The organism is Magnetospirillum molischianum DSM 120, from assembly GCF_000294655.1.
Lineage (GTDB): Bacteria > Pseudomonadota > Alphaproteobacteria > Rhodospirillales > Magnetospirillaceae > Phaeospirillum > Phaeospirillum molischianum.
In genome coordinates this window covers 1-14,126 of the sequence record NZ_CAHP01000031.1, presented here as the reverse complement: position 1 = coordinate 14,126, position 14,126 = coordinate 1, and the positions used below count along the sequence as shown (strand labels likewise).

At 58.4% G+C, this 14,126-nt stretch carries 12 protein-coding genes, 2 pseudogenes and 1 riboswitch; of the genes and pseudogenes, 6 read left to right on the top strand and 8 right to left on the bottom strand.

From position 1 onward, the window contains the following. Together PHAMO_RS13120 and PHAMO_RS13110 are read left to right on the top strand one after the other, a co-directional pair. A pseudogene (locus PHAMO_RS13120) lies at positions 1–476 on the top strand (IS630 family transposase); the annotation flags it as partial. A 50-nt stretch (positions 477–526) separates the two neighbouring features. After that, positions 527–1,656 (top strand): IS3 family transposase gene (locus PHAMO_RS13110; RefSeq protein ID WP_155801800.1). Its coding sequence is split into 2 segments (ribosomal slippage): positions 527–782 and positions 782–1,656, totalling 1,131 coding nucleotides; the frame shifts between segments, so codons are not numbered across the junction. Positions 1,657–1,809: 153 nt separating this feature from the next. On the opposite strand, the gene PHAMO_RS19520 is transcribed toward PHAMO_RS13110, so the two are convergent. Continuing rightward, a complete protein-coding gene (locus PHAMO_RS19520) occupies positions 1,810–2,484 on the bottom strand; it encodes an ISAs1 family transposase (protein ID WP_268869803.1) in 675 nt (224 codons plus the stop codon). On the opposite strand from PHAMO_RS19520, the gene PHAMO_RS13095 reads away from it, so the two are divergent. Continuing rightward, positions 2,392–3,479 (top strand): IS3 family transposase gene (locus tag PHAMO_RS13095; RefSeq protein ID WP_155801774.1). Its coding sequence is split into 2 segments (ribosomal slippage): positions 2,392–2,653 and positions 2,653–3,479, totalling 1,089 coding nucleotides; the frame shifts between segments, so codons are not numbered across the junction. The two genes, PHAMO_RS19520 and PHAMO_RS13095, sit on opposite strands and share 93 nt — an antisense overlap. 84 nt (positions 3,480–3,563) lie before the next feature. Here PHAMO_RS13095 and trmFO read toward each other — a convergent pair. Then, positions 3,564–4,919 (bottom strand): methylenetetrahydrofolate--tRNA-(uracil(54)-C(5))-methyltransferase (FADH(2)-oxidizing) TrmFO, encoded by a 1,356-nt coding sequence (gene trmFO, locus PHAMO_RS13090; protein ID WP_155801799.1) that lies wholly within the window; start codon positions 4,917–4,919, stop codon positions 3,564–3,566. Between the two features lie 53 nt (positions 4,920–4,972). Further along, positions 4,973–5,227 carry a hypothetical protein gene (locus tag PHAMO_RS13085; protein ID WP_002730006.1) on the bottom strand — a complete coding sequence of 85 codons (255 nt, stop codon included), beginning with the start codon at positions 5,225–5,227 and terminating at the stop codon, positions 4,973–4,975. A gap of 184 nt (positions 5,228–5,411) precedes the next feature. Here PHAMO_RS13085 and PHAMO_RS13080 point away from each other — a divergent pair, with 184 nt between their 5' ends. Continuing rightward, positions 5,412–5,828, top strand: a complete 417-nt coding sequence (locus PHAMO_RS13080) for a DUF4170 domain-containing protein (protein ID WP_002730004.1) — start codon at positions 5,412–5,414, stop codon at positions 5,826–5,828. Positions 5,829–5,872: 44 nt separating this feature from the next. Here PHAMO_RS13080 and PHAMO_RS13075 read toward each other — a convergent pair whose 3' ends face one another. Next, positions 5,873–6,193, bottom strand: a complete 321-nt coding sequence (locus PHAMO_RS13075; protein WP_002730003.1) for a peptidylprolyl isomerase — start codon at positions 6,191–6,193, stop codon at positions 5,873–5,875. Positions 6,194–6,243: 50 nt separating this feature from the next. Between PHAMO_RS13075 and PHAMO_RS13070 the strand changes: the two genes are divergently transcribed. Beyond that, the gene (locus PHAMO_RS13070; RefSeq protein ID WP_002730002.1) at positions 6,244–6,789 is read left to right on the top strand and encodes a pseudouridine synthase; all 546 of its coding nucleotides are present in this window, start codon (positions 6,244–6,246) and stop codon (positions 6,787–6,789) included. A gap of 462 nt (positions 6,790–7,251) precedes the next feature. Here PHAMO_RS13070 and PHAMO_RS20415 read toward each other — a convergent pair. From PHAMO_RS20415 to PHAMO_RS13060, 3 genes and pseudogenes are all read right to left on the bottom strand, one after another. Beyond that, positions 7,252–7,644: pseudogene (locus tag PHAMO_RS20415) on the bottom strand (OmpA family protein); the annotation flags it as partial. A 324-nt stretch (positions 7,645–7,968) separates the two neighbouring features. Beyond that, on the bottom strand, positions 7,969–10,824 hold the full coding sequence (uvrA, locus tag PHAMO_RS13065; protein WP_002729999.1) for an excinuclease ABC subunit UvrA: 2,856 nt from the start codon (positions 10,822–10,824) through the stop codon (positions 7,969–7,971). Between the two features lie 104 nt (positions 10,825–10,928). Beyond that, positions 10,929–12,578, bottom strand: a complete 1,650-nt coding sequence (locus tag PHAMO_RS13060; protein WP_235720844.1) for a methyl-accepting chemotaxis protein — start codon at positions 12,576–12,578, stop codon at positions 10,929–10,931. Between the two features lie 168 nt (positions 12,579–12,746). Beyond that, a riboswitch (yybP-ykoY riboswitch) is annotated at positions 12,747–12,925 on the top strand. A gap of 12 nt (positions 12,926–12,937) precedes the next feature. Here PHAMO_RS13060 and PHAMO_RS13055 point away from each other — a divergent pair. Beyond that, entirely contained in the window at positions 12,938–13,525 is a 588-nt protein-coding gene (locus PHAMO_RS13055) for a TMEM165/GDT1 family protein (protein WP_002729997.1), read from the top strand. A gap of 128 nt (positions 13,526–13,653) precedes the next feature. Here PHAMO_RS13055 and PHAMO_RS13050 read toward each other — a convergent pair. Then, a partial coding sequence (locus PHAMO_RS13050; protein ID WP_040567203.1) for an integrase core domain-containing protein occupies positions 13,654–14,126 on the bottom strand: 473 nt, incomplete at its 5' end.

Sequence of the window (14,126 nt, the reverse complement as noted above, 5' to 3'; positions counted from 1 at the left end):
AAGATGGCGAGGCTCCGCGGGCGTGCCCCTCGCGGCGAGCGGTGCCGGGCGCCGGTGCCGCATGGGCATTGGAAAACTACCACCTTCGTCGGCGGTCTTCGTCTGAGCGCATGACCGCGCCGATGATTCTCGACGGCGCGATGAACGGCCAAGCCTTCCTGGCCTATGTCGAGCAGGTGCTGGCGCCGACCCTGACCCGAGGTGACATCGTGGTCATGGACAATCTGCCCGCTCACAAGCTCGCCGGGGTCCGCGCCGCCATCGAGGCCGTCGGCGCCCAAGTCATGTACCTCCCGCCTTACAGCCCCGACTTCAACCCCATCGAGATGGCCTTCTCGAAGCTGAAGGCTTTCCTCAAGAAGGTCGCAGCCAGGACCAAGGAGGGTCTCTGGGCGGCGATAGGCGACGGCATCGGCACCTTCACACCAGACGAGTGCATCAAATATTTCGCAGCCGCAGGTTATGACCGCGATTGAACGGAAAATGCTCTAGCGGCAGGAGGGACATTCTGATAACGGGTTCAGGAATGAGGACATTCACGAACGAGTTCCGGCGCGAAGCGGTGCGTCTTGTTGAGACCAGCGGGCGCAGCATTGGCGAGGTGGCCGAAGATTTGGGGATTGGGAAATCGACGCTTGGCAAATGGCTGACACGCCATCGAGAGACGGACCTGCTGTCCGGGCCGCATGAGGATACGGCCAAGGAACAGGCCCGCTTGCACAAGGAGAACGAGATTCTGCGGGCGGAACGCGACCTGTTAAAAAAAGCTGTGGCCTTCTTCGCCAAGAAAACAAGTCGATGATTTTCCGGCACATCGATGATAAGAGGGCCGATCTGTCCCTGGCCCGGACATGCGCCATGTTTGGCGTCAGCACCAGTGGCTTCTATGCCTGGAAGCGGCGCGAGCCCAGCCAACGGCAATTGGACGACATGGTGTTCCTGGTCCATATCCGCAGCCAATTCAGTCTGTCGCGGGAAACCTATGGCAGCCCGCGCATGCATGCCGAATTGCGCGAAGACGGGCACTCCATCGGCCGTCACCGCGTGGCCCAGATGATGCGCGAGAATGGCCTGAAAGCCTTGCAGAAGCGCCGTTTCAAGAAGACCACCGACAGCGAACACGGCGGACCAGTTGCCCCCAATGTCCTGGATCAGGATTTCAGTGCTGAGCAAGCCAATGAGAAATGGGGCGCCGACATTTCCTATATCTGGACGGCGGAAGGCTGGCTGTATCTGGCCATCGTCGTCGATCTGTTTTCACGTCGCATCGTCGGTTGGGCCACCAGCGACCGCATGAAAAAGGATCTGGCGCTGACCGCGTTGAAACGCGCCTTGGCCGTACGACAACCGGCGTCGGGGATTATCCATCACTCGGATCGCGGCAGCCAATATTGCTCGGGCGATTACCGCAAACTCCTAGCCGACCACAAAATCGTCGCCTCCATGAGCGGCAAAGGGAACTGTTACGATAACGCCATGGTCGAAACCGTGTTCAAGACCATCAAATCCGAACTGATCTGGCGCACCGCGTGGCAATCACGCAGCCAGGCCCACATCGCCATTGGCCGGTATATCGATGGCTTCTATAATCCCGTCAGGCGGCATTCCGCCCTGGGATATAAAAGCCCATGCCGCTTCGAAGCCGAGGCCGCATAATCGGAGAATCGCTCTCCACTCTTCCCAGGCAAATCTAGGGTAGCGCCGACGGGGAAGACCTCGACGGTGCGATCCTCTTGGCGAGATCGCCCGTTTCCGCGCGAGAACGCCGTGTCGATGGCGGGCGTAGTGGCAGCGATGGCCGAGGCCGTGTCAAACAGGGTGGATTGGTTGGCCTTCACCTGGACCAGCAGATGGTTGCCCGTCTTCCGGGCAACCTCGAAGGTTTTTTTGACAGTGCATGGCGTCCAGGGTGAACAGCCGTCCGGTGAGGCCCAGCGCGGAAATCATCTCCTGGGCAGCAGGGATTTCGTTGGTCTTTTCGGCGATGGCGAGATGACCGAGGATAATCCGCTGGTCGACGGCAAAGGCGCTCAGGACGTGCGCCGCCTTGCGGTCGTTGAAGGCGTCGAAGCTGCCGCGCAGGGTCTTGCCGTCGATGGCAACCGCCGACGGCGTGGTGCCTGTCTTGCCTTCTGGCTCCGCCAGACCGGCGGCATGTTGGCGGAATACCCGCTCCATCTCGTCGGCATCAAGACCTTGCAAAATGAACCTTACCGACGAATAGGCCGGCGCCCGGCGCAGGGACAGGCCGAAGCTTGCGTTCAACCGGGACAGGTGAGCCTGAATGAAGGCTGGACCGGCCGATATGACCGGGCTCCCGCGGTAATCCCCCCTGGAAATAAGGGGATGCGGACGTAGAATTTTCTCGGTTTTGCGAACGAGGAGATTCGGATGAAGAAGAGTCGGTTCACGGACGCCCAGATCATGGGGATCCTGCGTCAGGCGGAGGAGGGTATCCCGGTCCTGACGCTGTGCCGCGAGCACCAGATGAGCAGCGCGACGTTCTACAAATGGCGGGCGAAATACGGCGGCATGGACGCCTCGATGATCTCGGAGATGAAGGGGCTGGAGGACGAGAACCGGCGGCTGAAGAAGATGTTCGCCGAGCTCAGCATGCAAAACGAATTGCTGAAGGAGGCTCTCGGAAAAAAATAACCCGGCCATCCCAGCGCCGGGAGATGGCCGAGACAGCTGTGGCGCGACGAGGGATCAGTATTGCGTTGGCGTGCCGGACGTTTGGGCTCAGCGAGACGTGCTATCGCTATAGCCCGAGGCTCTCCGACGAGAACGAGCAGATCGCCGACCTTTTGATCGGGCTGACCCAGGCCAGAAAGACCTGGGGGTTCGGCCTCTGCTTCCTGTATCTGCGCAATATCCAGGGGCATGACTGGAACCACAAACGGGTCTATCGGATTTATCGCGCGTTGGAACTGAACCTGCGCATCAAGCCCCGGAAGCGGCTCAAACGCGACAAGCCCGACGAACTGGTGGTACCAGACGCCCCCAACCAGGTCTGGTCGATGGATTTCATGGCGGATCGTCTGGAGGATGGCAGGGCTTTCCGGCTTCTCAACGTGCTGGATGATTTCAATCGGGAGGGGCTCGGCATTGAAGTCGATTTTTCGCTGCCCGCAGAACGGGTTGTCCGGATGCTGAACCAAATTATCGAATGGCGCGGCAAGCCAGCGACAATTCGGGTCGACAACGGTCCCGAATATATCAGCGGCACGCTGATGAAATGGGCCGAGACGCGCGGCATCGGCCTCCAACACATCCAGCCCGGCAAGCCGCAGCAGAACGCCTATGTCGAGCGTTACAACCGGACGGTCCGGCATGAATGGCTGGGCCAGTTCCTCTTCGAAACCATCGCGGAGGTGCAGGATCAAGCGACAGAATGGCTCTGGACCTACAACAACGACCGCCCCAATATGGGCATCGGCGGCATCACACCCGCCCAGAAACTGAAATTGGCCGCCTGAGTTCTATGTCCAACCCCCGCTAAAAATGGGGGGATTACCCGGGGGCGTCCTTTTTGAGAGATAAAAATTCGAAGAGAAGCGGGGTTAAGCGCGGAGCAACTCCAGACTCTCTAGCCAGGGGGCAATGTCGTTGCGGGCCCGGATCGAGTAGAGTTTCTTCCGTTCACGTCCCTTAACCCGCCGCCCGTTCTCATCCCGCTCGGGCGGCGGCGGGAACAGGCCGAACGTGACGTTCATCGGTTGGAATGTTTCGGCCATCGCGCCGCCAGTGACGTGACCGAGCAGAGCACCCAGCGCGGTTGTGAGCGGCGGCGGAGGCAGTTCACGCTTCCGCGCCTCCGCAGCAGCGAAGCATCCGGCCAGCAGACCAATTGCCGCGCTCTCGACATATCCTTCACAGCCGGTGATCTGTCCCGCCAATCTGAACCGGGGTCCGGCCTTCAGCCTCAGATCGGGATTGAGAACGCGCGGTCCGTTGACGAAGGTGTTGCGGTGGAGACCGCCCAGCCGGGCGAATTCTGCATTTTCCAGCCCCGGAATCGTCCGAAAGAGCCTGACTTGCTCGCCATGGCGCAGCTTGGTCTGGAAGCCCACCATGTTGTAGAGCGTTGCTAGCGCGTTATCCTGGCGCAACTGGACTACAGCATAGGGCTTGGGTCCGTTCGGATCGGTCAGGCCGACCGGCTTCATCGGGCCGAATGAGAGGGTACCACGTCCACGCGATGCCATCACTTCGATCGGCAAGCAGCCCTCGAAATAAGGCGTGTCCTTTTCCCAATCGTGAAACGGTACGGTCTCGCCCGCCAGCAGCCCGTCGATGAAGGCATCATATTGTTCACGTGACAGTGGGCAGTTGATGTAGTCCGAGCCGTCACCCTTGTCGTAGCGGGACTGGAACCATGCTTTCGAAAAATCGATGCTTTCGCGCACCACGATCGGGGCGATGGCGTCGAAGAAAGACAGAGAGTCAACGCCCGTCAGCGTTGCCAGCGCTTCAGCCAGTGGTGCGGATGTCAGGGGGCCGGTCGCGACGATCACTTGCTCCCATTCGGCGGGAGGCAGACCTGCGACTTCCTCGCGCAGGATGGTAACATTGGGGTGATCGACCAGGGCAGCCTGGACATGGGCGGAAAAGGCGTCGCGATCAACGGCCAGCGCTCCCCCAGCCGGAACCTTGCAGGCATCGGCGGCGGCCAGGATCAACGATCCGGCCCGCCGCATTTCTTCATGCAGCAGACCGACAGCATTGTGATCGGCATCATCCGAGCGTAACGAGTTGGAGCAGACCAGTTCCGCCAACCCGTCGCTGTGATGGGCCGGAGTTTGGCGTCCAGGACGCATTTCGTGGAGGATGACGGTGAGGCCAGCCTGGGCAAGCTGCCAGGCCGATTCCGACCCGGCCAGCCCGCCGCCGACGACATGAATAGGATGTTCGCTCATACCCCCCGACATAGCCGCTTCGACGGCGTCTGTCCAGGGGGTGAACGAAGCCTTTACCCCTTCTGTTGGGCCGCAGCCAATTGAGCCAGCCAGCCAATACCGCCTCCGGTCGCCGATGCGATTGAGTTGGTTCCGGTCACAGCCTTGGAATCGGTGACGGACTTGCCATCCGAGGTGTCGATTGGACCGAAGGCATAGGTGGCGAAGGCACTGGACGGGCCGCGCTGTTCAGAACGGGTGGAATGGCTGTCGGGCTCATCCTTGCGGTTCAGCAAGAGGTGGCTGGGGATCGCCGAGATGTTTTGCATGGCATACTCCATAGCCTTGACACTTTGGTTTTCTCTATGCAGTCATCATGCCAGACCGCAAAGCGATGGAAGCCCGCCATTGGGGGCTGTGTAGGCCCGGCAATTTTTGCCGTGATCGGCGGGGCCGGATCATTTCTTCCCAGTCTGAATTTGGGTATAAGCGAGACGTGACCTAGGAGGGCATATGGCCAGGACATATTACGTCGTCGGCGGCGAATACGCAGACACCACGTTCAGCACTCTCGCTCCCGGTCAGTCCGAAGAGACGTTCGGGCCGTTTGAGGAGCGCGAAGCCCATGAGTGCTGGCGTGCCCTGACCGGCAAAACTGTGGATAACGCGATGGTGCGTTATTTCATCCGAGAAAGCGGCAATGAGAGTGGGGGAGGTGAGGGCTGGTATGTCGTCGGCGGTGAGTATACCGGTACCGATTTCATCACGATTGCTGCGGGGCGGCACCCCGAGGTCCTGGGGCCGTTCGATCGTCAGACGGCTCTGGAAACTTGGCGGGGACTAACCGGACGCACGGTTGACAGCGCGCTGACCCGCTTTGATCTGTGTACCGAGGTCGATCTGAAACGCCGCGGTCTCCTCTCCATTTGAACGTAGTGCGGAGCGGGGGCATGCCTCCGCTCCGCAGCCACGATCTATTCGACGCGGTGGATCAGATGATAACCGAACGACGTTTCGATCACGCCGCTGACTTCACCGACAGCCAGGGCGAATGCGGCGCTATCGAATTCGGGAACCATCGCTCCCGGCCCGAAATGACCGAGATCGCCGCCTTCTTCAGCCGACGGACAGTCGGAATATTCTTTGGCCATCTGGCCGAAATCAGCCCCTTCGCGAATTTCGTCAAGGATCTCAGTGATGGCAGACAGCGCCTCGTCCTTGGTCCGAGTCGACTGGGACCGCATCGAACCCTTGTACATCAGCAGGATATGGGCGGCGCGAATCTGGGCGGACATGGGATGCTCCGAAATTTGAAAAAGGGCGACACTGTAACCGAGCTTTTCCAATGCCGCCACGAATGATCCTGTTCAATAAGCCGTTCGACGTGCTGTGCCAGTTTACCGATCGAGACGGGGGACGGCGCACACTCAAAGACTATATCGACCAGCCGGGGGTTTATCCGGCGGGACGGCTTGACCGCGATTCCGAAGGGTTACTGGTGCTGACCGGATCGGGGCCATTAATCGCCCGGATCGCAGATCCGCGTTACAAGATGGCGAAGACGTATTTGGCTCAGGTGGAAGGAATCCCGACAGAAGCGGCGCTTGCCGCGCTACGCCGGGGGGTGGTGTTGAAGGACGGTCCAACCCGTCCGGCCGGTGCCCGCTTGATCGCCGAGCCCGAGGCTCTGTGGCCACGCGACCCACCGATCCGTTCCCGTGCTGTCATTCCGACCAGTTGGGTCGAACTGGTGCTGCGCGAGGGACGCAACCGTCAGGTCCGTCGAATGACTGCGGCGGTTGGCTTTCCCACGTTGAGGCTGATCCGCTGGGCGGTGGGAGAATGGAGCCTGGATGGACTCGCGTCGGGCCAATGGCGCGCTTTGCCTTGAAAACGTCATCAATCCGACCACTATAACGCCATCATCCATCGGCATTATCCCGTTCGAACTCGGACGGAGGCGCGAAAGTCCGGCTTCGGTCTTCGATGGCGCCAATGGGATATGACGATGGGACGGAAGTACAAAGGTGACACGACGAGGGACGACGATAGAGAGGCGACGGAGGTTCATATCGAGGTGGAGGGTACGTCTTGCCAAGGACCCCGCCGGCCAATGGGAATTGATCCCGAGACCTTCCGACGTGCCCAGGATGTTGCTCTTCGCCAGATCCAGGCGCGTATCGCGACCTTTTACTGAGGCAGAGGCGCCACTGTCAACCTCGATTGACACTGCATTGGCTTGTTGCCTCAATGACAGATACGATGACTTGTCCAACGCGGCAGAATCGACCGGTCCCCAGGTAATCTCGACCTTGCGGTCGTCCCCCCAAGAGTGAGATGGCGTTGACGCGGTGGGGGGATTGTTCCCTTTTCCCGCGATCTTGACAACTGGTGCGACCACTCCCAGCTTGGCCAATTGCCCAGCAATGGCGCGTGCGCGCCGTTGCGACAAAGCACGGTTATATGCTTTGGGGCCACGGGCATCGGTAAACCCGTAAATTCGTATTTCGTCAGGCTTCGCCGCCTTTAACCCCGGCGCGGCATTCCATAAGCGCTGCATGGTCGAGGCGGTGATCTCGGCCTTATCGAAATCGAAATGCAGCACGATCGGTTGCGTCGGTCGTTCGACAGCCGTTGGCGCTGGGGCAGGTGGGGCTGGGGCAGGTGGGGCTGGGGAAGCAATGACAGGGGAGGGGGGCGATTGGCCATCCCTATATTCTGTCGGTGCCGATGAGCAGGCCGCCATTCCCGCCAACACCGTCAGGGCGAGAAGGGCGCGAATGAGTCGCAATGTATGGACCTGTATCATCAAGACATCACGCCGAAAGCAGGTTGCCTTTGGCTGACTGTCTCAATCTAAAATCCACGTGTCCAGAATTTTTTACTCAGTAGTACAAATAAAAATTAAATTCTTATCTTTTGATGCTGACAATATTGGTTGACGTGACTGACAACTGGAGTTGACTTAACTTAACAAAATCACTTCAAGAACGAGAAACTTGGCACGAAAAAATATGTAAGAGAAGGAGTTAGCCCCCTCTCTTACATATGGAACATTGACTGGAGGACGTTAAAAACGCCCAGGTGTCGCCAGAGTGGAAGGGCGGGCCAGGATCGGGCCGAGATGCTGGCCGGTGTAGCTCTGTGGGCAGGCGGCGACATCCTCTGGCGTACCAGCGACAACGATACGGCCACCGCCATCGCCGCCTTCTGGTCCAAGGTCAACGATCCAGTCGGCGGTTTTGATCACTTCGAGGTTATGCTCGATCACGACGATCGTGTTGCCGGTATCGACCAGAGCCTGAAGCACCTCCAGCAACTTTCGGACATCCTCGAAATGCAGGCCGGTGGTCGGCTCGTCGAGGATGTAAAGGGTCCGCCCAGTGGCGCGGCGTGACAGTTCCTTCGCCAGCTTGACCCGCTGGGCCTCGCCGCCGGACAGGGTAGTGGCCTGTTGCCCGAGGTGGATGTAGCCAAGCCCAACCCGTTGCAGCGTCACCATTCGGTCGCGGATTGCGGGCACAGCTTTGAAAAAATCGGCGGCTTCCTCAACGGTCATGTCGAGAACGTCGGCAATGCTTTTACCGCGGAAGGTGATTTCCAGAGTCTCGCGATTATAGCGGCGGCCTTTGCAGACGTCGCACTGCACATAAACGTCAGGAAGAAAGTGCATTTCGATCTTGATCAGACCATCACCCTGGCAGGATTCGCAGCGCCCTCCCTTGACGTTGAACGAGAACCGGCCGGGTTTGTAACCCCGCGCTTTTGCTTCCGGCAATTCCGCGAACCAGTCACGAATCGGGGTAAAAGCCCCGGAATAGGTCGCAGGATTTGAACGGGGGGTTCGACCGATTGGACTTTGATCGATGTCGATAATCTTATCGAGGTGCTCGATGCCATCGATCCGGTCGAACGGGGAGGGCTGCTCCCGCGCTCCCATCAGACGACGAGCCAACGCTTTGTAAAGCGTCTCGATCACCAGGGTGGATTTTCCGCCGCCCGACACCCCGGTGATGCAAGTCAAAGTGCCGAGCGGTACGGTGAGTGTGACGTCTTTTAGGTTGTTTCCGCGCGCACCCACCAGTGACAACGCTGTGCCGGTGCCACGGCGGCGTTGCTGTGGCACGTCGATTCGTGCGTGCCCGGTCAGATAACGGCCTGTCAGACTGGCCGGATTATCCATCACCTCGGCGGGCGTACCCTCAGCAACGACAGTGCCGCCGTGAATTCCGGCCCCCGGTCCCATATCGATCAGATAATCCGCACTGCGGATAGCGTCTTCATCGTGCTCGACAACGATTACCGTATTGCCAATGTCACGCAATCTCTTCAACGTCACCAACAGCCGGTCGTTGTCGCGCTGATGCAGCCCGATTGACGGCTCGTCCAGCACGTACAATACACCTGTCAGGCCCGAGCCAATCTGGCTGGCCAGTCGGATGCGCTGGCTTTCGCCACCCGACAGCGAACCTGAGCCACGCCCGAGGGTCAGGTAGTCGAGGCCGACATCGACCAGAAACCCCAAACGATCGTTGATTTCGCGCAAAATACGCCGGGCGATCTCGCGGTCCTTTGGCTTCAGGTGCAGATCGAGTTCGCCGAACCAGTCTCTAGCCCCGGCAATCGACATCTCGGCCGTCTGGCTGATATGTAGCCCAAGAATCTTAACGGCCAGCGCTTCGGGTTTCAGACGGGCACCGCCGCAGGCTTCGCACGGTGCGGTCCCCTGAAAACGCGATAACTCCTCGCGCACCCAAGACGAGTCCGTCTCGCGGAAACGCCGCGCCATGTTGGGGATAACTCCCTCGAACGATTTTTTGGTGTGATAGCCGCGAAAACCGTCCTCGTACTCGATTGAGATCTCTTCCGCACCAGAGCCGTGCAGAATAACGTCGCGCACCTTCTCTGGCAGGGAAGACCAGGGTAGATCGAGACCGAAACGGTAATGCGCCGCCAGCCCCTGCAACGTCTGAATATAATAGTGAGAGGTCGATCCGGCCCAGGGCGCGATCGCGCCTTCACGCAGCGACAAATCTGGATTGGGAATAACCAGTTCGGGATCGAAATAAAGCTTCACGCCCAACCCGTCGCAGGTGGGGCAGGCCCCGAATGGGTTGTTGAACGAGAACAACCGAGGTTCGATCTCCTCGATGGTGAAACCCGAAACAGGGCAGGCGAACTTCGCGGAGAAGATCGTGCGTTCGCCATTATCGGCATTTTCGGCGATACACAGACCATCGGAAAGAGCCAGGGCGGTCTCGATCGAATCTGCCAGACGATTGCCTAGGCCGGGATTGATCACCAGTCGATCGACCACAACGTCGATATCGTGTTTCTTCTTCTTGTCGAGCGCGGGAACCGCGTCGATTTCATAGAGGGTTCCGTCAACCTTGACCCGTTGGAACCCTTTTTTCTGGAGTTCCAGCAGATCCTTGCGGTACTCGCCCTTGCGCCCGCGCACGAAGGGAGCCAGCAGATAGAGCCGCGTGCCTTCTGCCATCGTCTCAACGCGGTCAACCATCTGGCTGACCGTCTGGCTTTCGATCGGCAGCCCGGTCGCGGGAGAGTGCGGGACGCCGACTCGTGCCCACAGCAGACGCATGTAGTCATAGATTTCGGTTACAGTGCCGACAGTCGAGCGTGGATTGCGTGATGTCGTTTTCTGTTCGATCGAAATCGCTGGACTCAGTCCCTCGATGCTCTCGACATCGGGTTTTTGCATCAGTTCGAGGAATTGACGGGCATACGCCGACAGCGATTCGACATAACGGCGTTGCCCCTCGGCATAGATGGTATCGAATGCCAGCGACGATTTGCCCGAGCCAGACAGGCCGGTAATCACCACCAGCTTGTCACGGGGAATGTCGATATCGACGCTTTTCAGATTATGTTCGCGGGCTCCGCGTACCCGAATGACGCCGCTCATCGTCGATCAGCCTTCGTCCAACTGTGAACCGGCGGCGGATGGTAGAGGGTTTCCCTGATGGGATAAAGCCCTCCGTCATTCCACATCCGCCGTCAGTAGATTAATTATGCCCGAACGCTGTTGAGGAAGGTTCCTACTTCCTTATCAAGACGGTTGGACTGATTTGCCAGATCGTGCGACGAGGACAAAACCTCACTCGAGGTTTCGCCGACTTCGCCCACTGCCGTAGCCAACTGAGTCAGATAATCAGTGACCTGGCGGGTTCCCTCTGACGCCTGCTGGATGTTTCGGGAGATTTCGGCGGTGGCTGCATGCTGTTCTTCAACTGCCGCTGCAATACCGGCTCCGATTTCGTCGATACGGCCGATCGTGCCGCCGATGATGCGAATCGCGCCGACGGCTTCGGTCGTGGCTGCCTGAACTGCGCCGATCTGAGCTCCGATTTCCTCGGTTGCTCGCGCCGTCTGGTTCGCGAGATGCTTGACTTCATTGGCGACAACAGCAAAGCCCTTGCCGGCTTCGCCCGCCCGCGCCGCCTCAATGGTGGCGTTGAGGGCAAGAAGGTTCGTCTGCGCCGCGATATCGTTGATCAACCCGATCACGTCGCCGATCTTGCCTGCTGCTTCGGCCAGCCCTTTAACCAGTTGATCAGTGCGTTGGGCCTCGGACACCGCCTCGGCCGACATCATTGCCGATTGCTGTACCTGGCGGCTGATCTCGCGAATCGACGCAGATAATTCTTCGGATGCAGCAGCCACGGTCTGAACGTTGGTCGAAGCCTCCTCAGCGGCGGCAGCGACAGAAGTGGCCTGGGAGGAGGTCTGGCGAGCCACGCCCGTCAGACACTCGGCAGCGGTTTTCATACTGACGGCAGAGGCTGCGATGACATCCGAGACCTGCTTGACGCTGCTTTCAAACGAATCCGCCATCGCCATGGCAGCATGGCGGCGTTCTTTTTCGGCATTAATCTTTGATAATTCCTGCTCGCGGCGCAAGGTTGCGGCTTCGCGAGCAACATCGCGCAGGGTGCGGATCGAGAGCGCTAAAGAACCGATCTCGTCGGTGCGGTCGATTTCAGTGACGACGGTATCGTAATCCTGGTTGGCCAGACGGTTGGTAATTCCAGACAAGCGCTTTAATGCATTCGCTATATGGCGCGCCACACTCAAGGCTAAAGCGCCCGAAAGAATGGTGATCAGCAAAACTAGACCGGCGAATTTCAGAGCTTTTTCCCAGAAAATATCTTGGATGTCGTCAATATATATGCCGGTTCCCATTACCCAGCCCCAAGGGGCGAAGAGATTGGCATAAGACAGCTTGTCGATAGCCACGTTCGAACCAACACGAGGGAACTGATAGAATAGGGAACCGCCCCCGCCTTTGGCCAATTCGATCAGGCGTTGAACAATCGGAATTCCGTTGGAATCCCTCATATCAAGAGCACTAGTTCCTTCGCGCTCGATATGGCCGGGAACCATGACGGCAGTTCCATCCACGGCATATATGAAAAAATATTCATCCTTGTCGTAGCGTAAATCGCGCAACAACTCCCGAGTTCTTCTCTGGGCTTCTGCCTGATCGAATTCACCCTTAACAGATCTATTATAATGATATCTTGCAACCTCTTGGGCAATATCGACTAGGTTGTGCAGCTTTGCGTCTCGATCTTCGATCATGATCGAGCGCAAGAAGAACATTGCCAACGTCGCAACCAGGACAAAGCCGACAATGCTGCCCGCGACAACGATCAGCAACTTGCCGGAAATTCCCATTTTAGGGATCATACTAAATCTCCACCCATGACCAATAGGTGCATACTTAGCTTAAGATATATGCACCAATATGCAGATTTTCCAGATTGTTCCAAAGAAATATCTAAACAGCAAACGAGCTTGCGTATAAGACGCCCTGCATTTACGGTGTAATCCGTCATTGGGGAGTAGCCTCTCTCGACCAATCGAGAGGGATGCGTCAACAGACTTGGGTCAGCATGGCTCATGGCGCATCCGGCAGTGGTCGCTTGGCGAGACCTTTGGTTTTAGCGTCCGACACCTGGGGGGTGGGCGGGGCGTGAAGCCATTGGTTACGTTCAGCCCAGCCCCCAAAGGTAATTATGGACGCTTTGTTTGTTTCTGCCGCGATTGTGGCGATTGCCGAGATCGGCGATAAAACCCAATTGCTGGCCTTGGTTCTGGCGGCTCGATTCCGCCGACCCATTCCAATCATTCTCGGCATTCTGTTCGCAACGCTCGCCAATCACGGCCTTGCCGCCTGGGCAGGAACAGCGGTTGCTGCGTGGCTGGGAGGGGAGGTGATGCGATGGGCACTCGGCCTGTCGTTCTTGGCAATGGCTGGTTGGATTTTGGTTCCCGATAAAATCGACGACGACACCCCCGGCATCGGTGAGCGGTTCGGTCCTTTTCTCGCGACGTTGGTTGCCTTTTTTCTGGTCGAGATCGGGGACAAGACTCAGATCGCAACCGTCGCTCTGGCCGCACGATTCGATGACCTCATATTGGTTACATTGGGAACCACTCTCGGGATGATGGCGGCCAATGTCCCGGCCGTTTTGCTGGGAGAAGCCGCAGCAACGCGATTACCGCTTCGGTTGGTTCATATTGTTGCCGCGATCCTGTTCGCGATCATGGGAATTCTTGCACTCAGCGATGTCGGGAGCGATCTGATTAGCCATATAAACTAAAGGAGAAAGAATGGACTGATGTGTAATTAGTCGTCCGTGAATAACCCCCAAGCCCGGCCTGTCACCTGGGTTTGGGGCTGTGGCGAAGTGGTAATCCCCCCATTTTTAGCGGGGGTTGGACATAGAACTCAGGCGGCCAATTTCAGTTTCTGGGCGGGTGTGATGCCGCCGATGCCCATATTGGGGCGGTCGTTGTTGTAGGTCCAGAGCCATTCTGTCGCTTGATCCTGCACCTCCGCGATGGTTTCGAAGAGGAACTGGCCCAGCCATTCATGCCGGACCGTCCGGTTGTAACGCTCGACATAGGCGTTCTGCTGCGGCTTGCCGGGCTGGATGTGTTGGAGGCCGATGCCGCGCGTCTCGGCCCATTTCATCAGCGTGCCGCTGATATATTCGGGACCGTTGTCGACCCGAATTGTCGCTGGCTTGCCGCGCCATTCGATAATTTGGTTCAGCATCCGGACAACCCGTTCTGCGGGCAGCGAAAAATCGACTTCAATGCCGAGCCCCTCCCGATTGAAATCATCCAGCACGTTGAGAAGCCGGAAAGCCCTGCCATCCTCCAGACGATCCGCCATGAAATCCATCGACCAGACCTGGT